General features: G+C 62.0%; 16 protein-coding genes and 1 other RNA gene. 13 read left to right on the top strand and 4 right to left on the bottom strand.

What is annotated here, in order from left to right; translation table 11 throughout:
- The first annotated feature begins 150 nt into the window (after window positions 1-150).
- Complete coding sequence (locus FCS99_RS10885; protein ID WP_138512414.1) at window positions 151-6,072, top strand: glycosyltransferase; 5,922 nt, start codon at window positions 151-153, stop codon at window positions 6,070-6,072.
- A 73-nt stretch (window positions 6,073-6,145) separates the two neighbouring features.
- Here the strand turns inward: FCS99_RS10885 and rfbA are convergent, their stop codons facing one another.
- Complete coding sequence (gene rfbA, locus FCS99_RS10880; RefSeq protein ID WP_138512412.1) at window positions 6,146-7,027, bottom strand: glucose-1-phosphate thymidylyltransferase RfbA; 882 nt, start codon at window positions 7,025-7,027, stop codon at window positions 6,146-6,148.
- 206 nt (window positions 7,028-7,233) lie between these two features.
- Between rfbA and rfbC the strand changes: the two genes are divergently transcribed.
- From rfbC to FCS99_RS10850, 6 genes are all read left to right on the top strand, one after another.
- Window positions 7,234-7,797, top strand: coding sequence for a dTDP-4-dehydrorhamnose 3,5-epimerase (gene rfbC / locus FCS99_RS10875; RefSeq protein ID WP_138512409.1), 564 nt, complete (start codon window positions 7,234-7,236; stop codon window positions 7,795-7,797).
- A gap of 288 nt (window positions 7,798-8,085) precedes the next feature.
- Window positions 8,086-8,901, top strand: a complete 816-nt coding sequence (locus tag FCS99_RS10870; RefSeq protein ID WP_171036340.1) for a sulfotransferase — start codon at window positions 8,086-8,088, stop codon at window positions 8,899-8,901.
- Window positions 8,902-8,929: 28 nt separating this feature from the next.
- The gene (cysD, locus tag FCS99_RS10865; protein ID WP_138512405.1) at window positions 8,930-9,895 is read left to right on the top strand and encodes a sulfate adenylyltransferase subunit CysD; all 966 of its coding nucleotides are present in this window, start codon (window positions 8,930-8,932) and stop codon (window positions 9,893-9,895) included.
- Entirely contained in the window at window positions 9,895-11,790 is a 1,896-nt protein-coding gene (gene cysN, locus FCS99_RS10860) for a sulfate adenylyltransferase subunit CysN (RefSeq protein ID WP_138512403.1), read from the top strand. Before cysD ends, cysN begins: the two co-directional genes overlap by 1 nt.
- Window positions 11,791-11,865: 75 nt before the next feature.
- The gene (locus FCS99_RS10855; RefSeq protein WP_138512401.1) at window positions 11,866-13,287 is read left to right on the top strand and encodes an MBOAT family O-acyltransferase; all 1,422 of its coding nucleotides are present in this window, start codon (window positions 11,866-11,868) and stop codon (window positions 13,285-13,287) included.
- A gap of 91 nt (window positions 13,288-13,378) precedes the next feature.
- Window positions 13,379-14,830 (top strand): alginate O-acetyltransferase AlgX-related protein, encoded by a 1,452-nt coding sequence (locus FCS99_RS10850; protein WP_171036339.1) that lies wholly within the window; start codon window positions 13,379-13,381, stop codon window positions 14,828-14,830.
- 1 nt (window position 14,831) lies between these two features.
- On the opposite strand, the gene cysQ is transcribed toward FCS99_RS10850, so the two are convergent.
- Both cysQ and FCS99_RS10840 read right to left on the bottom strand, forming a co-directional pair.
- A complete protein-coding gene (cysQ, locus tag FCS99_RS10845) occupies window positions 14,832-15,629 on the bottom strand; it encodes a 3'(2'),5'-bisphosphate nucleotidase CysQ (RefSeq protein ID WP_233352761.1) in 798 nt (265 codons plus the stop codon).
- A gap of 17 nt (window positions 15,630-15,646) precedes the next feature.
- On the bottom strand, window positions 15,647-17,371 hold the full coding sequence (locus tag FCS99_RS10840) for an SLC13 family permease (RefSeq protein ID WP_138512395.1): 1,725 nt from the start codon (window positions 17,369-17,371) through the stop codon (window positions 15,647-15,649).
- 120 nt (window positions 17,372-17,491) lie between these two features.
- Between FCS99_RS10840 and FCS99_RS10835 the strand changes: the two genes are divergently transcribed.
- Window positions 17,492-18,517 (top strand): glycosyltransferase family 2 protein, encoded by a 1,026-nt coding sequence (locus FCS99_RS10835; RefSeq protein ID WP_138512393.1) that lies wholly within the window; start codon window positions 17,492-17,494, stop codon window positions 18,515-18,517.
- Here the strand turns inward: FCS99_RS10835 and FCS99_RS10830 are convergent.
- On the bottom strand, window positions 18,514-19,131 hold the full coding sequence (locus FCS99_RS10830; protein ID WP_138512391.1) for a hypothetical protein: 618 nt from the start codon (window positions 19,129-19,131) through the stop codon (window positions 18,514-18,516). The genes FCS99_RS10835 and FCS99_RS10830 overlap by 4 nt on opposite strands.
- 180 nt (window positions 19,132-19,311) lie before the next feature.
- On the opposite strand from FCS99_RS10830, the gene FCS99_RS10825 reads away from it, so the two are divergent.
- The 5 genes from FCS99_RS10825 to FCS99_RS10805 all read left to right on the top strand — a co-directional run bounded on the left by FCS99_RS10825 (window position 19,312) and on the right by FCS99_RS10805 (window position 21,199).
- Window positions 19,312-19,608 carry a DUF4164 family protein gene (locus FCS99_RS10825; RefSeq protein WP_171036338.1) on the top strand — a complete coding sequence of 99 codons (297 nt, stop codon included), beginning with the start codon at window positions 19,312-19,314 and terminating at the stop codon, window positions 19,606-19,608.
- Entirely contained in the window at window positions 19,608-20,021 is a 414-nt protein-coding gene (locus tag FCS99_RS10820; RefSeq protein ID WP_138512389.1) for a cell division protein ZapA, read from the top strand. The genes FCS99_RS10825 and FCS99_RS10820 overlap by 1 nt, the downstream gene beginning before the upstream one ends.
- 35 nt (window positions 20,022-20,056) lie before the next feature.
- Window positions 20,057-20,216, top strand: a non-coding RNA gene (ssrS, locus tag FCS99_RS10815) — 6S RNA.
- 5 nt (window positions 20,217-20,221) lie between these two features.
- On the top strand, window positions 20,222-20,803 hold the full coding sequence (locus FCS99_RS10810; RefSeq protein WP_138512387.1) for a 5-formyltetrahydrofolate cyclo-ligase: 582 nt from the start codon (window positions 20,222-20,224) through the stop codon (window positions 20,801-20,803).
- 18 nt (window positions 20,804-20,821) lie between these two features.
- Entirely contained in the window at window positions 20,822-21,199 is a 378-nt protein-coding gene (locus FCS99_RS10805; RefSeq protein ID WP_138512385.1) for a hypothetical protein, read from the top strand.
- Window positions 21,200-21,204 lie beyond the last annotated feature (5 nt).

The following is a 21,204-nucleotide window of genomic DNA, read 5'->3' as shown; positions in this document are numbered from 1 at the left end:
CGCCCGCGCTTGACGCTAGTCGGTAATTCGCTCAGGAAACGGCCGATGGTTATCAGCCGGTAATGAAGTAGGTACACTGCGCGCTGGTTGTGGTACGGAACTGAACGCACTATCGGGTCGGGTGCGGACAGGGAAAGTCTGGGGGAATTTATGTCCAAGTCATCCGCGACAAGCGGTGAAGCGAAGTCGGCGTCGAAAAAGCCGACCACGAAGGAAACGGCCAAGCGGTCCACCAGGACAACCGAAAAAAAGCCAACCACCACCGCCCGCAAGACCAAGACGGCGTCCACCCGCAAGACCGTGGCGCCCCCGCGCCGCCAGGCCCTTGTCATCCTCGGCATGCACCGCAGTGGAACTTCCGCTCTGACAGGGGTGCTGGAGCGCCTGGGTGCTGTCGGGCCGGACACCAAGCTCCCTCCTAATGAGTTCAATGTAAAAGGGTACGGCGAATCCCGCGTGTTCATGCAGCTGCATGACCGTTTGCTGGAATCGGCCGGTTCCCGCTGGGATGACTGGTCCCGGTTCAATCCGGCCTGGCAAAAGAGCGCGATTGCTGCGCGCTTCGGTGCCGAAATCCGTGATGCGGTCACCTCTGAGTACGACGGGGAGGACTTCTTTGTCGTCAAAGATCCGCGCGTATGCCGTTTCGCCGAATTCTGGTTGCAGACGGTCGATGCGATGGAGATCGATCTCAAGACCGTTCTGATCGTTCGCAATCCGCTGGAAGTGGCGCGCTCCCTCACCCGACGTGACGGAATGAGTCTCCAGGCCGGTCTGTTGCTCTGGCTGCGCCACGTTCTTGATGCCGAGGAGGCCTCACGAAGCCGTACTCGTGTCGTGGTGAGCTATGCAGGGCTGCTGCAGGACTGGCGCAAGCTCGTCAGTCAGTTCGAGGACCGCATGGGTGTGTCCTTCCCCCGCCAGTCGGCCAGCATGGAGCTGGAGGTCGATGAATTCCTGGAGTCGGCCCTGCGACATCAGGTCGTCTCGGATGATGAGGTTTACTCCAGCGCCGTGGTTCAGCCATGGGTGGCTGAAACCTTCCGCATTCTGATGGGGGCTACGGCGCGGGGCGAACTGTCCGTGGTTGAACAGGCTCGACTGGATACAATCCGGACCGAGTTCAATGCGGCCAGCAAGGTTTTTGCGCCCATCACGCTGATGGCGACCAATGAGGCGGCCCAGAGCCGCAGGTCGGTGGATGAAGCCAAGGCGCGAACGGACAAGCTCGAGGCTGAACTCGCCGAAGCCCGGCAGGGTCTGGAAGCGCTGCGGGCCGAGCGTGCAAATGCCAGTGAAACGGTGGAGGCCCTGAAGGCTGAACGTTCCCGTTTGCAGATCGCAGAGCTGGAGGCCGTGAAGTCGCGGGATGATGTTCAGCGGCTGCTCGAAGCAGAACGCCAGGCTCACAGCAAGACCCGGTCGGAAAGCGAAGCGGCCCTTGAGCGGCTTCGGAACGAAGCGCAGGCAAGCGAGGCGTCGCTGACGGCCAAACTCGAGCAGAACAAGGCCGAAGTCGAAGCGCTGGAGGCCGTTCGGACGGAATTGGCGTCAGCCCGTGAAGCGCTGGCGGAACACGCGGAAAAACTCACCCAGCGCGACCAGACGATCCAGGCACTGGAAAACGAGCTGCAGGAAAAGACCAGACTCCACGAAGAGATGGTCCATCGTCAGGGCGAGCAATCCGAGCAAAGGGCCACGCTCGAGGCTGTCCGGACGGAAAAGGCCGAACTCGATCGCAGGATCGAGGCCTATCAGGCGCGGGTGACGACCCTGGAGCAGGAGAGTGCGTCCTTGACGCGCGATCTGCGAGACGCTCAGGAAGCAGCCCAGCGGGCTGAGGCCAATGCGGTCCGCCGCCTGCCGCGCGACGTGTCGGCCGAGCCCGGTGAAGTCGAACGGGCCCTGGCGTCGGAGAGTGAGCGGCTAAACGCGAAACTGTCCGAGCTGCGCACCAAGCTGGCCGAGTCGGAAGATCGCGAACGCAATCTTCAACGGCGTCTCTTTGCGCGTGAAGAGCAGCTGCGCTTTGACCAGAAGACGGATGATGTCCAGGCCCGGTTCGAGCGGCAGGTGTCGGACTTGACCCGGGAGCGGGATCATTGGGCCGATCAGGCGTCGCGCGCATCAGAGCGGGCTCGTTCTGCGGGCGAGGAGCGAGACACATTCCGCTCGCTGACAGACAAGCAGTCCCGCGATATCGACCGGTTGGGTGATCAGGTTGCCGAGCTCAAGCGCCAGATGGTGCTGACGCTGGAGCACCTGCAAGGGAATCGCCCTGTTCAGGATGCCATGCGCAAGCAGATGAGCGTGGCGGCTTTTGACAGTGCTTTCTATGCGCGGGCGCTTCAGAATTTGGGGCTGGACGCGCCCAAGGACGCGCTGGGGCATTTCATCAATGTCGGTGTGCACGCTGGCATCAATCCGCACCCGCTCTTCGACGTCCAATGGTATCTGGAACAGAACCCGGATGTCCGCAAGGCGGGCCTCAACCCGCTGCACCATTATCTGCGCAACGGGGACAAGGAGGGGCGCTCGCCGCACCCGCTCTTTGATGCGCGCTACTATCGTGAGCAGAATCCGGACGTGGCCGCAGCCGGCGTGAACGCGCTTTGCCACTACCTGTCCGGCGGTTGCCGCGAGGCCCGGGATCCCAATCCCTGGTTCTACAGCGCCTGGTATGTCGACCAGAACAAGGATGTTGCGGAGGCCGGACTGTGTCCGCTCTTGCACTATGCGGTTCACGGTGAATCCGAAAATCGCAAACCGCATCCCAGTTTCGACACGGCCTGGTACCGCAAGACCCATCTGGGCAATGATCAAAAGATCAGCCCGCTGGCCTATCACCTCACCGTGGGACGCCATCGCCGCATGGCGACCCGGAGCGGTATTGTGGACGGACCGGTCGATACGCGGATCACGATCCTGGCCGTGGCACACTCGGCCGGAGAGCACCTGTTCGGCAGCGAACGCAGTTTCTATGACGTGGTCTCTTCCATCGACCGCGAGAAATACCGTGTCCTCGTCGTGCTGCCGGCGCCGAGTTCGGCCTATGTCGATCTGATGAGTGGTGTCTGCGACCAGGTCCACTTCATCCGCCGGGCCTGGTGGGAGCAAGGACGCGGTGACCGGCCCGACGTGCTCGCTCGCTATCGGGACCTGATCAAGAATGAAGGCGTCGACATCGTCTACGCCAATACGATCATGCTCAGTGAGCCGATGCTGGCCGCCCGCGAATGCGGCATCACGTCGGTTTGTCACGTTCGCGAAGCCATTGTCAGCGACCCGGACCTGCGCGAACTGGTCGGAAAGTCGGCCAATGACATCATCGCCGATGTGTGCGGCCGTTCTGATTTCATCATCGCCAATTCCCAGCATACCGGTGACCAGTTCACGGCACCGGGGCGGACCTTCCAGATCTACAATGCGGTGGACGTCGACAAGTTCGACATGGCCGCTCCTGATCGAGAGGAAGGGCCGCTCGTTATCGGGATGTTGTCGAGCAATATCCCCAAGAAGGGCTTGGCTGATGCCGTCGACATGGCACGGGCGGCGGACAAGGCCGGTCTGGATATCCGGGTTCGCCTGATCGGGCCGGAAACGGCGGAGGTCAAACGCCTCCAGAGGGCGATCAAGGGGACCCGTCTGGAAACCATGGTCGAGTTCCCGGGTTATGCTGCGGATATCTCCGCGGCCATGTCGGGTCTGGATGTGGTGATCAACTTCTCGCACTTTGCGGAGTCGTTCGGACGCACCGTGGCCGAGGCGTTTGCCGCACGCCGTCCTGTGATCGTCTACGATCATGGTGCCTTGCCAGAGCTCGTTGTTCCCGGAGAGAACGGCTACGTCATTCCCTACAAGCAGCCGCTGGCCGCACTCGAGCATTTGCGGATGTGGAATGATGACCGTGCGCGCCTGCGCCAGATGGGCGAGAAAGCCCGCGAACGGGCCGTGGAATTGTTCTCGACCGAAGTCCTGGCCGACAAGGTCAATGAAGCGCTCGACAAGATCCTGGCCGAAACCGGCCATGGCGACCGGATCGCCCCGTCTGTCACCAGCGATCTGCGACGCGTGTCGACGCCGGCAGGGACGGCGCCCGTTTCGGTGATCATCCCGAACTACAATTACGAGAACCATCTGCCGGAACGGATCAACTCAATCCTCCGTCAGACCGTGAAGCCTGCCGAGATCATCTTCCTTGATGATGTCTCCAAGGACCGCAGTGTCGAGGTGGCCCGGGAGATTCTCGAGAAGCAGGACATCCCGTTCCAGATCGTCACCAATGAAACGAACAAGGGGGTCTACAAGCAGTGGCTGACCGGCTTCTCCTTGGCGAGCCAGCCCTGGGTCTGGGTGGCTGAGGCCGATGACTCTTGTGAACCCGACTTCCTGGAGACGCTGCTCGGTTACGCGCATGACGACGTCAACCTGATCTATGCGCAGTCCAAGAAGATCGACGGTGAGGGCAACACCACGGCGGAAGACAACCGTGCCCACTCCAATGATATTTCCAAGACGCGCTGGAACCAGGATTATATCGAGCTGGGCGTGCGGGAAGTCGCGGATGCGCTGGCCTACCGGAACACGATCCCGAATGGCAGTGCGGCGTTGCTTCGCAAATCCGCCATCGCCGGGTTCGAGGACACGCTCAAAAACATGCGTTTCACCGGCGATTGGCTGCTCTATTGCCACTTGCTGAGAACCGGCAAGGTCGCCTTCGTGGCCCGGCCGCTCAACCATTTCCGCCGCCATGCCCAGACCGTGACCAGCACCCAGGGCAAGACGGTGGATTATCTCATCGAACTGGCCTGGATCCGCGAATATTTCACCCGCAATTTCCCGATCCTGCCCGCACAGATCGAGCGGATGAACTGGTTCCTGGACCGGGACTACAAGATCGAGGGTGTGCCGAAAAACTCGGCCGAGCCGCAGATCGCCGACAGTCTCAAGCGAGCCGAAGAGAACACGCTCAACCGGGCCCGTATCGCCTTCATCACGACCAATAACGGTTCCTTCTACGGTGGGAGTGAAATGCTCTGGCGGGAGACCGCGCTGGAGCTTCGCGAACGCGGGCATGACGTGTTTGCACTGATCAAGCGCTGGGAGCCGCGTCCGGACTTCTTCGATGCGTTCGAGGCCGCTGGCGTCAAACTCCTGTTCAAGGATGAGGACGGGTTCGATGCCTTGCTGGACCGCAAGCCGGACCTGACCATCGTGTCGATTGGCGACCAGGACGAGGGGATCGAGTATTACAGCCGCCTCACCGAGGTGGGGCTGCCCTATGTCATCGTCAACCAGCTGACCAAGGAAGCGCGCGTCTGGCCGGTTCGCAAGGAGCGCACGCCGGCCGTACGTGACGGCTATGCCGGCGCCCGGACCGCCTTCTTCACCTGCTGGAACAATCACCGGGTCATGGAAAGCCGGCTCGGATCAAAAATCCCGAATGCCGACATGCACTTCAATCCGTACCATATCGACCGGACGATCGTGCCGGACTGGCCGGATCAGAGTGAAGGGCTCCAGGTCGCCATTCCGTCCAAGCTTCTTTTCATCCACAAGGGCCAGGATCTGCTGGCCGAAGTGGCAGCCAAACCGGCATGGAAAGAGCGCAAGATCACTTTCAACTTCTTCGGTATCGGGCCGGATGAGGAGCGTCTGAAGGAGATGGCGGAAAAGGCGGGGATCGAGAATTTCCGCTTCCACGGCCGGGTCGATGACATATCGGTGATCTGGCGGGACAATCACGCTTTGCTCATGCCGTCGCGCATGGAGGGTCTGCCGATCATGCTGATCAGTGCCATGCTGTCAGCCCGGGTGCCGATCCTCACGGATGTCGGCGGGCATGCCGAGGTGGTGCAGGATAATGCGTCCGGCTTCATCGCCGCTAATCCGAGCGTGGAAGATCTCGAGGATGCCCTCGAACGGGCCTGGGCACAGCGCGAAAACTGGCAGGAAATCGGTCAGCTGGCCCGCCAGCATGTTCTGGACTTCCTGCCGGAAAATCCGGTGGATGACTTCATCCAGAAGCTGGAGGCCCTGATGCAGGGTGAGCATTTGCGCGCTGTCAGCTGACGCGGGTCAACCGCTCGACACTAAAAAGGCCGGGCCCGCAGGTCCGGCCTTTTCCTGTGCCCGGTGAAACAGGCTAGATCTTGCCCGTGTGCTGATTGACGAGCCGCTTCAGGAAGCGTCCGTAATTGGACTTTTTCAGCATGTCGGCGCGCTGTTTGAGCTGGTCAAGGTCGATCCAGCCGCGCGCAAAGGCGATTTCTTCCAAGCAGGCAATCTGCAGGCCTTGGCGGCGTTCCAGCGTGCGCACGAAATCCGCTGCATCCACCAGGGAGCCCACCGTGCCGGTGTCCAGCCAGGCGAAGCCGCGGCCCATGCGTTCCACATGGAGCTTGCCCATTTCCAGATAGGCCTGGTTGACCGAGGTGATTTCCAGTTCGCCGCGGTGCGAAGGTTTCACGTCCTTGGCAATTTGCAGAACGTCATTGTCGTAGAAATACAGGCCGGTCACGGCGAAGTTGGATTTCGGCTTTTCCGGCTTCTCCTCGATGGACAGGGCCTGGCCCTGGGCATCGAACTCGACCACGCCGTAACGCTCCGGGTCCGTCACGTGATAGCCGAACACGGTTGCGCCGTCAGTGCGGGCGCGCGCCTTGGCCAGCACGTCGACAAATCCGTGGCCGTAGAAAATATTGTCACCCAGGATCAGGCAGACCTGGTCGTCGCCGACAAAATCGGCGCCCAGGATGAAGGCCTGGGCCAAACCTTCCGGCTTCGGCTGGATCGTATAGCTCAGCTCGATGCCCCATTGGGAACCGTCGCCGAGCAGGCGCTTGAAGGCCGGCTGGTCTTCCGGGGTGGTGATGATCAGAATCTCCCGGATCCCGGAATGCATGAGCACCGAGATCGGGTAGTAGACCATGGGCTTGTCGTAGACGGGCAGAAGCTGTTTCGACGTTGCCAGCGTAATGGGATGCAGACGCGTACCGCTGCCGCCAGCCAGAACAATACCCTTCATGAAACTCCCCCGGAACCCTGCCCTGACGACGTTTGCCGCCGGTTGTTATCCGCTTCAGGACATATCAGTCCCCCCTGCTCAAGGCCAGAGGAGACACGGGTTTCAAGCCGATGGAATGCAGTTGTAATTTGCAAGTCGCAGGCGGTGGTGTGCGCCGTATTCCTGCGCTAGAAGCGGCAGGCAATCGGGAGCAGTGAGGAAGTGGAATGCAGGTCGAAACGCTCGACATCCCCGAAGTGAAACTGGTGACGCCGCGCCGATTTGCCGATGATCGCGGTTTCTTCAGCGAAACCTACAATGCCCGCGCCTGGTCAGAGGCGGGCATTGCGGCGGATTTTGTCCAGGACAATCATTCCCGTTCTGTGGCCCGCGGCACGGTTCGCGGGCTGCACTTCCAGGCGCCGCCGCATGCCCAGGCCAAGCTTGTGCGCGTTCTTCAAGGGCGGATTTTCGATGTCGCAGTGGATGTGCGCGCCGGATCGCCGACCTTTGGCCGTTGGGTCGGTGCCGAGCTTGATGCCGAAACCGGGACCCAGATTTTCGTGCCGCAGGGGTTTTTGCACGGCTTCATGACGCTCGAGGATGACACGCATGTCGTCTACAAGGTGGATGATTTCTATTCGCCGGAGTGTGATGGTTGTGTCCGCTATGATGATCCGGCCATCGGGATTGATTGGCCCATCGGGACGTCTGACGTCAAATTGTCGGCGAAAGACGAGGCGGCGAAGGGCTGGGCCGACTTCAGCACGCCATTCCGCTACGAAAAATAGGAAAGAGCGCGACGGAGTGTGCACTCGGCCATGGCATTTCGGGCGCAATGCCCGTTATGAGACCCGGAAAGCTGATTGCGCAGTGCAGCATTCTTGTTGAATACTGGAAATGATTTCGGAATGAGACTGCATGAAGTTCCGAAATCGGGGACGTTGACGCCGGCGAGTGACTGACACCAGGACATTCGCAGTGTTAACATGGACAGGGCCGGGGGAAGCGCCCACTTCAAGGTCTGGCCCGTTTTTCGGGCGAGCGGACCAACTGGAAACTTACGGAAGAGCGCAGATTTGTCTGATCAAAGTGTAGAATCGCCGATTTTCATCGTTGGCTCCGGCCGTTCCGGAACCAGCGTGATGCTCAATACGGTCCGCAAGACTTTGGAAATGCCGCACCATGGTGAAGGGCATTTCTTCCCGATCATGCACGCGCTTCACCGTGCCACGAACATGTATTTCGAGCGGCACAAATTCCAGGCGAAGAGCGAGCGCCACATGCTGCACCATGTGGACATCGCCGAATTCCGCAATCTTCTGGTCGAGCCGGTGCGCACCGTCTACCACAACCTCTATGGCGGTGACGGTTTCGTCGACAAGACGCCGGGCAAGGACGGGATCGTCGCCATCCCGCACATGCAGAAAGTCTTCCCGACGATGCGGGTGATCTACGCCCAGCGCCGGGGTCTTGAAGTGATCCGCTCTGCCGTTCTCAAATTTCCCCAGGCCGATTTCCGTACGCACTGCGAAATCTGGCGTGATTGTGTGATGTCCTGGAAGGAAAGCCGCGAGCGCTTGCGTTGTGCTTTCTTCGAGGTCGATCAGTTCGATTTGCACCATTATCCCGAACTGGTGACCGCCCGCCTGTCGACCTTCCTCGAGCTGAGCGAGGAGCAGAGCGAGAAAATGCTCGGTTTCTTCCGCAGCGACCGGCCGCAATCCAGCGGTGCGCTGAACGAGGTCCCGCGCAGCATTGACGAGCTGGACTGGTCGGCCGAGCAGATCGATATCTTCCGCGAAGTCTGTGGCGAGGCCATGGAAGCGTGCGGATATTCCGAGACCGCTTCCTATTATTCCGACGCCAAGCTCGCCGAACGTTCCAATACCTGATCGCCAACGGGCGGAAGGAATCCACGACATGTCGATCCAGAGTGATGTCCGCAATTATGCCGAGCGGTTCAAATCGGCCAAGCTGCGCGAACGCCCCCTGTCTGCGCACCTCAAGGCGCTGGAAGCGGAAAGCATCCACATCATGCGCGAGGTGGCGTCCGAGTTCTCCAATCCGGTCATGCTCTACTCGATCGGCAAGGACAGTGCGGTCATGCTGCACCTGGCCCTGAAGGCCTTCTATCCGTCGCGTCCGCCGTTTCCGCTGCAGCACGTGGACACGACTTTCAAATTCCGCGACATGATCACCTATCGTGACGCCCTTGCCGAAGCCCTCGGCCTGGAACTGCGCGTCGAGGTCAACCAGGAAGCCGTCGATCGGGGCGTGAATCCCTGGGACAGCGGCTCGCAATTGCACACCCAATTGCTCAAGACCGAAGCCCTGCGCGCGGCCATGAACCGTCACGGTTATGATGCGGCTTTTGGTGGTGCCCGCCGTGACGAGGAAAAATCCCGCGCCAAGGAGCGCATCTTCTCCTTCCGTGACACCAATCATGGCTGGGATCCGAAGAACCAGCGCCCGGAACTCTGGCGCAATTACAACACCAAGATCCGCAAGGGTGAATCCATCCGGGTCTTCCCCCTGTCCAACTGGACCGAGCTGGATATCTGGCAATACATCCTGGAAGACGACATTCCGATCGTGCCGCTCTACTACGCAGCGCACCGCCCGGTCGTGGAACGTGACGGCCAGATCATCATGGTCGATGACGAACGCCTGCCCCTGAAGGACGGGGAGAAGCCGGATCTGCGCATGGTCCGCTTCCGGACGCTCGGCTGTTATCCACTTACCGGTGCCATCGAATCCAGCGCACAGTCGCTGGAGGAGATTGTCCTGGAAATGCTGACCGCCCGGACGTCGGAACGCTCCGGCCGCCTGATCGACCATGACGAGGCCGGGTCGATGGAGAAGAAGAAGCGCGAGGGCTATTTCTGATGGACACCCAGAACTCCCGCACCGACGTCATGGACCGCCTGACCCAGTCGGGCCAGCACGGCGTGCTGCGCTTCCTGACCTGCGGCTCCGTCGATGACGGCAAGTCGACCCTGATCGGCCGCCTCCTGTTCGACAGCAAGCTGCTGTTCGAAGACCAGATCAATGTGCTCGAGCGCGACAGTCGCAAGCACGGTACGGCGGGTGACGAGATCGATTTCGCGCTCCTGCTCGACGGTCTGGAAGCCGAGCGCGAGCAGGGCATCACGATCGATGTGGCCTATCGCTTCTTCGCTACGGAAAAGCGCAAATTCGTCGTCGCCGATACGCCCGGTCACGAGCAGTATACGCGCAACATGGCGACCGGTGCGTCCACCGCTGATGTCGCCGTGATGATGATCGATGCGCGCAAGGGCGTGCTCGTCCAGACGCTGCGACACACCTATATCGCGCGCATGATGGGCATTCGCCACATCGTCCTGGCGGTCAACAAGATGGACCTGGTCGAGCATGGCCGGACCCGTTTCCACGAGATCGTTGCCGATTACATGAAGAATGCCGAGGAACTCGGCTTTGAGACCATCACGCCGATTCCGATGTCGGCGCGTTATGGCGACAATGTCACCCGGCACTCGGAGTCCATGTCCTGGTACAAGGGGCCGACCCTGATCGAGCATCTGGAAGATCTGGATGTTACCACGGACATCGAGTCCGAACCCTTCCGCATGCCGGTCCAGTGGGTCAACCGACCGAACCTGAACTTTCGGGGTTATTCCGGCACCATCGTGTCGGGCAAGGTGAAGCCGGGCGATGCCATCGTTGTCTCCCAGTCGGGCCTTGCGGCGAATGTCGAGCGTATCGTCACGGCTGACGGTGACCTGGAAATGGCCCAGGCCGGTGACGCGGTCACCCTGGTGCTGAACCACGAGATCGACATTTCCCGCGGTGATGTCCTGGCCGCGGCCGAGGAACGCCCGGAAGTGTCCGACCAGTTTGCCGCCGAGATCCTGTGGATGGCGGAGGACGACCTCCTGCCGGGGCGCTCCTATCTGCTCAAGATCGGTACGGCCTCGACCCCGGCGACGATTTCGGCCCTGAAACACAAGGTCGACATCAACACCTATGAGAAGAAGCCCAGCCGCAAGCTGGAGATGAACGGGATCGGCATGTGCAATGTGTCGACGGCCCGTCCCATCGCCTTCGACCCCTATCACACGATCCGGGACATGGGTGCCTTCATCCTGATCGACCGTTTCACCAACCAGACGGTCGGTGCCGGGATGATCAGCTTCGGCCTGCGCCGCGCCTCCAACATCCACCATCATGCGATGGATGTGACCAAGGCCGACCGGGCCCAGCTGAAGGCCCAAAAGCCGGCCATTCTCTGGTTCACCGGCCTGTCCGGTGCGGGCAAGTCGACCGTCGCCAATATTGTCGAGCGCAAGCTCGCCACGGCCGGTCACCACACTTATTCGCTGGATGGCGACAATGTCCGCCACGGTCTCAATCGCGATCTCGGCTTCACGGATGAGGACCGGGTGGAGAACATCCGTCGCATCGGCGAGGTCGGGAAGCTCTTCGTGGAGGCCGGTCTGCTGGTGACCTGTTCCTTCATCTCGCCTTTCCGCTCCGAGCGCCGCATGGTCCGCGAACTGGTTGAAGAGGGCGAGTTCATCGAGGTCTTTGTCGATACGCCGCTCGAAGTCTGCATGGAGCGCGATCCGAAAGGCCTCTACAAGAAGGCCAAGGCTGGCGAGATCAAGAACTTCACCGGTTTCGACAGTCCGTATGAAGAGCCGGAAGCCCCGGAAATCCGCGTCGACACCACGTCGATCTCTGCCGAAGAGGCCGCCGACCAAGTCATCGCCAAGCTCAAGGAGCTGGGTCGACTGGGCTAGACCATTGAACCAGGAAGGCCATGGCTTCTGCCAGTTGGACGTGGTCTAAGGGCGTCGTCTGGGGGAGTCTCGTCCATGGTCTTTTCTGACCCGGCTTTTCTGTTCGCCTTCTTGCCGATCAGTCTGGCCCTGATCCTTCTGCTCTCCGGCAAGGCGCACAGCCTGTCGATCCTGGCGCTCAGCCTGGTCTTCTACTACTGGACATCCGGTGCCCTGACCGTCTTGCTGGCCGCGTCCATCTTCGGCAATTGGCTGCTCGGACGTCAGCTGCAAGACATGCCGGAGGGGCGATGGCGGGACTGGAGTCTCAGGGCGGGTGTCTGCGCCAATCTCGCTGTTCTGGCCTATTTCAAATATGCTTGGTTCATAGCAGGCAATATCGATGCTTTGCTCGGCTGGGACGCGTCGGGCCTGTTTGCAACGATCATCCTTCCGATCGGGATTTCCTTCTTCACCTTCCAGGGCATTTCCTACCTGATCGACATCCGTCGTGGGGATGTGGAGGCTGAACCCAGCCTCATCCGCTTCGGCGCTTACCTGTCCTTCTTCCCCCAGCTCATTGCGGGGCCGATCGTTCGGTATCGCGATGTTCGTGATGACTTCCGGGCGCCGCAAATCAGTCTGGACAATCTGGCTGGCGGCGCTAGCCGCTTCGTTCACGGTCTGCTCAAGAAAGTCCTGATCGCCGATACAGCCGGGCGGTTTGCCGACGCGTGCTTCAATGCACCTGCCGAAATTAGCTTCGCCGCAGCCTGGCTCGGTGCGCTGGCTTTTACCATCCAGATTTATTTTGATTTCTCCGGCTATTCGGACATGGCGATCGGTATCGGTCGCATGTGCGGCATCCGCATTCGTGAGAACTTCTGCCGTCCCTATTCCAGCGCCACTCTCACAGAATTCTGGCGTCGCTGGCATATCTCCTTGTCCGGTTGGTTCCGCGACTATCTCTATATTCCTCTGGGCGGGAACCGGGCGGGCACAATCCGCACTTATCGCAATCTCGCCATTGTCTTCCTGCTGACCGGTGCCTGGCACGGTGCCGCTTGGACCTTTATTCTCTGGGGCCTGTTCCACGGCGCCTTTCTGATCATCGAACGTTTGGCTGTGGGAGCGCGGGCCGGTGACGTTCACGCCATCTGGCTGCGTTTTGTCTATCTCCTGCCGGTTGTCATCATCAGCTGGGTCTTGTTCCGGGCCGACAGTGTCGCCGATGCCGGACATGTTCTGCTGGCCATGGTGTCCCTGACCGACCCGGCGGCCTGGCATCTTCCGGAAGCCCTTCACGCGCTGGCGACACCGCTCAACCTTATCGCCCTGACCTTGGGAGGGCTGGTTTTCGTCATGCCGAAGGACGTTTCAGGGGGTGTTTGGGCGGCACAGACGGGGCGTACAGGTGTTGAGGCGTGGCGGCTGTCCTACCTTCTCGTCGCCGTCTCGGTGGTGACGGTCCTCGTTCTCGCGACTGATTTCAGTCCTTTCCTCTATTTCCAGTTTTGAGGACTTGATGATGAGCGCTTCCCGCCTTCTTCGCAGAGCCCGCCTTGCTGTTTTTTCCCTGTGCCTGCTGGGGCCAGCCTTGGCGTGGGCGGTGACGGGGCCTGTCGAATCCTTTGGTGGGCGCCGCCAGGCGGAATTCCCGGAGGTGGCAGACGTGATCGGTCCCGGGGCGGAGGCCCGTGCGCAACTGACCGATGCCGTCTTGGACCGCAGCTGGTTGCGCCGGACAGCCTTGGGACTTCGCTCCGGCTTTGACTTCTTCCTGTTTGGTCAGGCCGATCAGGACAATGCGGTGTCCGGACTGGATGGCTGGCTATTCTATCGGCCGCAATTTGAAGCCTGGAATTGTGAGGCCGTGGACCAGGTCAGGGACGGTCTGGAAGCGCTTCGTTTCCAGAGCGAGTTCGCCGCCGCTGGCGACCTTCCGGTGCTTTTCGCCATCGCCCCGAACAAGGCCAGCGTGGAACGGGACCGGGTCGGCGGCCGTGCAGCGCGGGAAATGGACGCTTGCTATGATCAGGTTGAAGCTGATCTCCGCCGCATGACCCGCGAAGACCAGACCGGTCGATTGGTCGACCACACGGCTCTTCTGCAGAATCTCGACAGTCCCGAGCGACGCTTTTACCGGTATGACACGCATTGGCGGCCGTGGGCTGCCCTGGAGGCCTTCAACCAGCTCGCCGGTCATCCCGTCTATCCGTCGGGACTACCCCTGGAACATCCTCAATTCGAAACGGTGCGCCAGCGGCCGGATATTGCCCGACGCATTCTGGCTCTGCCTGTTACGGAGGCGGCGGAGTATCCTGTTGTCTCACCGGTCAACTGGGACGAGACGGAGGAGCGTGCGCGGTTCGCGAGCATCGTCGTCTCTCATGACTCCTTTTACGGTTCCATACGGGACATCCTGGAGGCGCGCATGGCGGCCCCCGTTCTCGTGCATCAGGGGTTGCCTGAAATGCCGGATTTGTCCGAAGCCCTGGCCGAGGCTGACCTGTTGATCGTAGAACGGGTTGAGCGTCACCTGCACGATCAGTTCGGACGCTGGGCCGAGGTCGGCGGAGAGGCGGCCATTCATGCCTGGCTTCTCGAACGCAGTGCGCTTGCGGCGCGCAGATGTGCCTGGGACGAGGCGCTTGATCTCATGCCCGGCGGAACCGCTGCCGAAGCCGACTTCCGTCGGATGGAGAATCTCCCAGCCGGCGGCATGCAGACCCGGGGGTCCAATGCCCGTATCCATTTCACGCCGCCGGCGGAGTGGGGGGATGCGCCGGTTTGTGTGCGGGCCAGCGTGACGGCGACCCGGGACGAGCAATCCTGGGTCTTCGTGCCGGGCGCGCTGCTTTCGGACGCGCGTTATGTGAATGGACGCTCGCTTCACATCCCGCTTGAGGAAGGTGCGAATGAAATCGCATTCGTCCTGCCTGCATCGGTGGCGGGCGAAAATCTGCGCTGGGATCCGGTGCGCTCCAACCGGCCCGTCACCGTGACCGCGCTGGAAATCGCGCCGCGCTTTGGCCGCAGCGCGTCTTCACAGCCAGACTGAACTAGCCCGTCTTGCCCCAGGCGACGAAGGCACCATTGAGGTATTCGGTGTCTTCCTTGGCGTAGAGAAAGGGCTCGCCTTCCGGGGTCAGCACACAGCCCCCGGCTGCGTTCAGCACGGCGTGACCGGCACCGGTATCCCATTCCTTGGTCGGGCCGAAGCGCGGATAGACGTCGGCACTGCCTTCCGCCACCAGGCAGAATTTGAGGGAAGAGCCGGCCGAGACCTTTTCGGTGACACCCTGCGCTTCCGCGAAGGACAGGGTTGTCTCGTCGGCATGCGAACGGCTCATCACAGCCGTCATGCCGCCGTCCGGCCGCGCACGCGTCGTGATCGGGGTGAGGGCGCCGGAGGTCACGGTTTCGCCGGCCTTCAGCGGACCGGCCCAGGCTTTCGTGCCGCCGATGAAAATGCGCTCGCGGGCCGGGGCATAGACGCAGCCGGCTGTCGGTTCGCGGTTCTCCACCAGGGCGATATTCACCGTGAACTCGCCATTCTTGTTGATGAATTCCTTGGTGCCGTCGACCGGGTCGACCAGGATGAACGCGCCATCCGTCTTGGGCCGAAAGCCGGCGGCGAAGCTCTCTTCGGCCAGGACCGGCGTGCCGGGAAAGGCGGTTTCCAGCGCGGCAAGGATGATTTCCTCGGCCAGCTCGTCGGCATCGGTGACCGGTGACCGGTCGTCCTTTCCGCGGGTTTCGAAATCGGTTTCGTAGATCTCCATGATCTTGACGCTGGCCAGGCTGCAGATCCGGGCGAATTCGAAGGCGACGGCGTTCTTGTCGTCGAGTGCGGACATGGGCATGTACTCTTCGTCTAGAGGTAAATCAGGGACAGGGCGGTCAATGAGGCCACGGCGTAGGCGATAAAGACAGTCCCGCCGAGCAGAAGAAAGTCAGAAAGGCGATATTGCCCCGGTGTGAGCACCATCAGGTGGGTTTGATAGCCAAAGGGCATCAGAAAGCTCGCACTGGCGCCGAATGCGCAGGCCAGGGCGAAGGCCTCCGGCGCCAGGCCAAGCAGGTCGGCCGTGGCCAGTCCGATCGGCAGGGCGGTCAGAGCGGCGCTGGCATTGGAGAACAATTCCGTCATTCCCCAGGCGAACAGGAAGATGGCGGCCAGGGCGAAGACCGGTGGCAGCCCGGTCGTGATCTCGCCAATGAAGGTACCGGCAACACCGGCTGCGCCGGACCGTTCCAGGAGCACGCTCAACAGAACGGCACCCCACAGGGCGATGATCAGGTCGAAGGGAAAGGTCCGCCGGACTTCGCGTGGCGAGGCCCAGTTGAGGCCGACCGTGACGGTGGCCAATCCCATCGCGGCGATATGGAAGGGGATGAGCTGGGCCAGGGCGACGCCCAGGAAGGCCAGGAAGGACAGGCCCAGTGCCCAGGCGTCGCGGGGGCGCATGGTCTGGGCACCCGGGCTTTCCGTATCGAGGATATGCAGATTGGGCCGGACATTGTCCCGGCTGCCAAAATCGGGTCCGGCCGCCAGGATCAGCACATCACCGGTTCGCAGCCGGATATCGCCCAGCTTGCCGGACAGGCGGCCCTCGGCGCGGCGGACTGCCATCACGGATGCATTGAAGCGCGCCCGGAAAGCCGCCTCGCGCAGGGTTTTTCCGCGCAACAGGCTCTGGGCGCTGATGACGGCATGGAAGAGTTCGCCCGGCGGCCCCTTGCGGGCTTCCGGGTTGATGGTCAGGCCGGGAATGGAATTCAGCTCGTCGATATGGCTGACATCGCCGACGAAGATCAGCCGGTCATCCGCCATCAGGACGAGGCCGGGATAGACCGGCGCGATCAGGCGGTCGCCGCGGACGACTTCGGCGAGGAAGAAGCTGTGCAGATGTCGCAAGCGGTTGGTGCTGACGGCCTTGCCGATCAGCGGGGAATCCGGGGCCAGCCGGGCTTCGACATGGAATATGTCTGCCGAGGCTTCCGAGGAGTCCTGGCGGGGTTTCAGCAGGATCGGCGCGGCCAGCACGAGGGTGGCAAAGACCGCGAGGACGACGGCCAGGCCGGGCAGGGCAAAGTCCAGCACGCCCAGCGTCACCTCATGCCGGGCCGCCTCGCCGGTTACCATCAGGCTGGCCGATGTGCCGAAGGGGGTCAGCATGCCGCCGGCCAGCGCCATGTAGGAGAGCGGCAGCAAAAGACTGCGCGGATCCATGTTCGGCCGCCGGGCCGCCGGCCCGAGCAGGGCTGCGACGACGGCGGTGTTCGGCGTCACGGCCGAAGTCGCCGCCGTCAGACCGAGAAAGCGGGCGAGCGTGGTGCGCAGGCTGCGCTGGCGGCGGCCGAAGAAAAGTTGCGGCAGACCGGGCAGGCGGGTCAGGGCGCCGGCGATCACGACCAGGCTCGTCACCGCGATGATGGCAGGTGTGACCAGGCGGTCAATGGCATCGTCGAAGCTGATCCGGCCCGTTGCCAGAACGGCGACGATGAACAGAGCAAAGCAGCGTGCCGTCGACAAGCGGCCGGACACCAGAAGCCCGCCCAGCCCCAATACAAGGCCTGCATCCAGCACGGATTGCATCAAATCCCCGTCCACCCGCTCGACACAGTCGTGGGGCCAAGCCCGTCGCGTCTGTGTTTAATTGGTCCCCGCAGTGTGTGCGACTGCACAAACGCGACTGGATACGCTAGGTCGTAATCAATGCCAATCTTTACGGAGGACGGTGTGACCGGGACGGCTGACATTTCCGTGCTTATCGTGGCGCACAACAGTCGCGACACGATCCCGGCTTGTCTGGCGTCCCTGGAGGCGCAGACCGTGAAGCCGCGTGAAGTCTGGGTGCTGGAGAACGGCTCATCGGCAGACCGGCGGCTTGATGCGGCAAACCTGCCGGACTGGGTCCGCTTCGTGGATAGCGCGGAAAACCTGGGATTTGCCGGCGGCAGCAATCATTTGGCCGCCCAGGCGTCTGGCCGCTGGCTCGCCCTCTTGAACCCCGATGCCTTCGCCCGGCCGGACTGGATCGAACAGCTCCAGGCGGCCACCCAGCGCTACCCTGACATCGCCCTGTTCGGTTCGACGCAGTATGCCGCAGAGAATCCTGACCTGCTGGACGGGGCCGGTGATGTCTACCATGCCGTCGGGCTGGCCTATCGCTCGGCTTATCATCGGCCGGTCTCGGAACTCCCGCCGGAAGGCGAGGTGTTTGGTCCCTGCGGGGCCGCCGCCATGATCCGGGCGGACGTGTTTGCCGAGCTGGACGGCTTCGACGAGCGCTTCTTCTGCTACAATGAGGACGTCGACCTGGCCTATCGTGCGCGGCTTCTCGGGCACCGGACGATCCAGCTTCGCGATGCGGCGATCGATCATATGGGATACGGGTCATCGGGCCGCCGCTCGGCCTTCGCGACCTATTACGGGGCCCGGAACCGCCTCTGGGTCTTCCTGCGCGATACGCCGGGTTGGCTGTTCTGGCTGCTGGCGCCAGCCCATGCCGGGATCACGCTCCTGCTGTGGTTGTCTGCCGCCCGGTTCGGTCAGTTCGGCCTGTTCGGGAAGGCCATCGGGGATGCTTTGAAAGCCTGGCCCGAGCTGGCCCGGTCGCGGCGGGAGCTTCAGGCCAGGGCCAAGGTGCCGCCGTCGGCCATTGCATCGGCCATGACGTGGAATCCGTTCGCCCTGCTGACCCGGCAATCCGATATCCGGCCCTGGCCTCGCCGGGACTAGCAGTCCAGCGGTTCCAGCGCAGTCAGGTCGACGCGTTCAATCTCCACCGTGTCGGCCTCGAAAGCCCAGTCCGGCCACAGCCCGACAAAGCCGAAGGTCCATTCGCAGCTGACCGGCACCGCATCGAAGACAATGTCCTGATACGTGTCGGAAAGCGGCATGCGTTGCCAGGAGTCCTGGCCGACACCGGGCACGAAGAAGCTGACACGCAGCCCTTCCGCGGGCTGGATGCTGGATTGCCGGGCGCGGATCGTGATGCGGACCCGATGGCCCTGCAGGGCAGAGAGTTCAGATGGTGACAGGGCGAAAAAGGCACCGGCAGAGTGCATGCCGTCCAGTGGGCCGCGTTCGGCGCGGATGCGCATGAATTGGGTTTCGCCCTCTGACAGGAATTCCGCCGTCAGACCATTTGCGGTCGTCAGTCCGTAAAGAAGGTCACCTTCATAGGTCAGGCCCTCGGCGCGGATCTGTTCAGGGGCTCTGTGCGTTGACTCACCAAAGCTCAGCGCGCCGCCGATCATGGCAGCGCAGGCAGCGGCAGCTATGGGGTAGAAGGCCCAGTCGGGCAGGCTGAACATGTCGGAACCGGTCAGTGTCTGGCTGTTGGATGCCAAAGCTGTTTGGACCGTGCCGGGCTTCAGGTCAATCGAGGCGGGCGGGATGCAGCACGGAATGCCGGATCGGACTCAATCTCGCCGCCTTTCTGCGCTCTCAATGGCCATGGAGTCAGGCACTCCGTGGATGAAGTTGAGAGATTGCTTGAACTTTGGGGCAACGCAGTGGATTCTATGCGTATGAACGTGCGCTCTGATGTCAGTGAGGATCCGCTTCAAGCGGCCATATCCCGTCTCGACGGAGCGATGTCGCGTGTCGAAGGGGTCGCAGGGCAATTGCGTGCCCGCGCCGAACGTGCCGAACTGGAAGCCGCTCAATCTCGTGATGCCGATGATGACCGGTCGCGCCTGGCTGCGGCGCTGGATGAGGCACAGGGGCGGGAGACCGCTCTTCACGAAGCCGCCCAAGAGGCGTCCGACGCACTGGACCGAGCGATCCGTGAATTGCGCGTGATGATGCAAGAGGAGGCGGAGTAATGTCCAAAGTCTCCGTCACACTGAACGGGCGCGAATTCACCATCGGCTGTGAAGACGGGCAGGAAGCCTATCTCAAGGAACTCGCCCAGATCCTCGATCGTCGGGTTGGCACCATTGCCGACCAGGTAGGTCAGATCGGAGATCTGCGCCTTCTTCTGATGGCGGCCTTGATGCTGGTGGACGAGCAGAAGGATGCCGAGCGCCGTGTCGATGCGCTGGAATCCCATGTCGAGCATTTGCGGCGTGAGCGCAGTGGCAGCGCCAGCACGCAGGCGGCGGACCGGGACCGGCTTGCCCGCCATATCCTGCGCATTGCGGAACGGTTGGAAGGCTTGGCTGACAGTCTGGAAGAAGGGGGCGAACCGACACCGGGCGATGCCTCGAACGCAGATCTTGCAGAAGCGCGCGCTTGAGAACGGCGCAGATAAGCGCCACATAGGGATGTGGCGGTCATCTGCTGCGTGCGACTGGGGCGTAAATCCCGCTGACCGTAACTCTCCACGAGGGAACTGCCTCTGTTTGGGACCGTGGTCCCTGATAAGCGGTGCCCACCTGATTAGTCGGGTCTGTGGGGATTCACACGCGCTGACGGCGCAAGTGGAGCCGCCACACCTTGCCTTCTCCTGATCGAAAATCCGATCTGCGCCGGCGCCTCATTGCTGCCCGGCAGGAGGCTGCCCGGGCCCGCCCGGATGCGCCGCGTGCATTGCTGCACCACTGGCCCGTCGATCTGATGGTGGCGGGCAAGACCGTTGCGGGGTATGCGCCCCTGCCGGGTGAAATGGATCCGGGGCCGCTCATGGCGATGCTGTCGGAGGCCGGTGCGCAGCTGGCCCTGCCCGTCATGCCCGAAGGGGTGGGCGCCTTGCGCTTTCACGCCTACGCGCCCGGCGATGCCCTGGAACGCCGGGCCTTCGGCGTTCTCGAACCGAGACGCGAAGCGCAGATTCTCGACCCCGACATCATTCTCGTTCCGCTGGTCGGCGCCGACCCGGCCGGGACACGGCTGGGTTTCGGCAAGGGGTATTATGATCGCACGCTGGAGGCACAGCGGCGGGCGCGCCCTGTTCTGGCGGTCGGTTTGGCCTATGCCGAACAGGTCCTGGAGATGCTTCCTGCCGATCCGCACGACCAGCCTCTTGACGCCGTGCTGACGGATGTCGAATTTCTTGGTATCAGTTCAAAACCCGAATGAAGCGGGCTGCGGGTGAGCATGGTCTACAAAGTTCATCATGAAAACGGTCACGGGGCCTCTGTGCTGACCCATGAAGGGCCCGTTGACACCGCCGAGATTGCCGCCTCGCGCGTGGATCTCAAATCGGTGGCCAACGCCAATAATGCCAAGGGCGCCATCATCGATATCCGGGCGGCGCAGATCGAGGCGGAACCGGTTGATATCATCGTCAATGTCGAGGCGCTGGTCGGCGATCTCCTGCCGGGCGCACGGCTGGCCTTTGTGTCCCGGGAAGAGGATCAGGGCATTGTCTCGATGATTGTTACCACGGTGGCGCACTCGTCAGGGCGCCGGGTCATTGCTTTCACGGATATTGGCGCCGCACTGGACTGGATCAACGCGGTTCCGGCGCGCTGACCGTT

Source organism: Maricaulis alexandrii (genome assembly GCF_005871165.1).
GTDB lineage: Bacteria > Pseudomonadota > Alphaproteobacteria > Caulobacterales > Maricaulaceae > Maricaulis > Maricaulis alexandrii.
Note: the sequence above shows the minus strand (reverse complement) of the source record. Positions and strands in the feature narration are given on the sequence as shown.